At 61.5% G+C, this 620-nt stretch carries 1 pseudogene; it reads right to left on the minus strand.

From position 1 onward, the window contains the following. Positions 1-199 precede the first annotated feature (199 nt). Positions 200-620, minus strand: a pseudogene (locus EN969_RS34180) (NIPSNAP family protein); the annotation flags it as partial.

Below are 620 nucleotides of genomic sequence, written 5' to 3' on the forward strand. Positions count from 1 at the left end.
TTGCAATCCGCTCTTGCCGGAGCCGTCTTCGTCCGGGCCGAGCGCTGTGGCCACAACCCGCATTGGGAAGACCCGGCCCTTGTCGCCAAGACCATCGTCGAGGCATTTGAAGTCTGATGCATGTCGCCCAAAAGTGGCCCCGGTTTTGGGAGAACGAAATGCACAAAAAAGGATCTATTCCTAAGCGCGTCGACGCGCTTTAGGAATAGATCCCGACCAGTGATTGCGATGTCGGCGACAGCCGCAAGGTCTCCGTGGGTTTGGTCAAGCCGGGTTGCGCGGCCCGCCAAAAATCCTGCCATGCCGGCGAGGCGGCAAGCGCGGCCTTGTGGCGGGCATGCGCTTCTGTGCTGGCAAAACCCATGACGCTGATGAAGACGTTTTCGTCAGCCCGTACCGGCAGGCGCGGAAAATTGTTTTCGGCAGGCTCGGTCACGAACGCGGCGAGCAGGCGTGCGTCGGCCGTCATCAGGCACGCCGTCTCAATCTCGAAGCGGGTGGTGAAATCTGCCTCCGTGCCGGGCTGCAAATGATGAATCTCGATGACAACGATGCCGGTCAGCGGCCTGTTTCGAATGGGCTTTTCGTCGCCGGCCAGGCTTGGCCGCTGCGCCCCCGCA

The organism is Mesorhizobium sp. M7A.F.Ca.CA.003.01.2.1 (assembly GCF_003998945.1).
Taxonomy (GTDB): domain Bacteria; phylum Pseudomonadota; class Alphaproteobacteria; order Rhizobiales; family Rhizobiaceae; genus Mesorhizobium; species Mesorhizobium ciceri.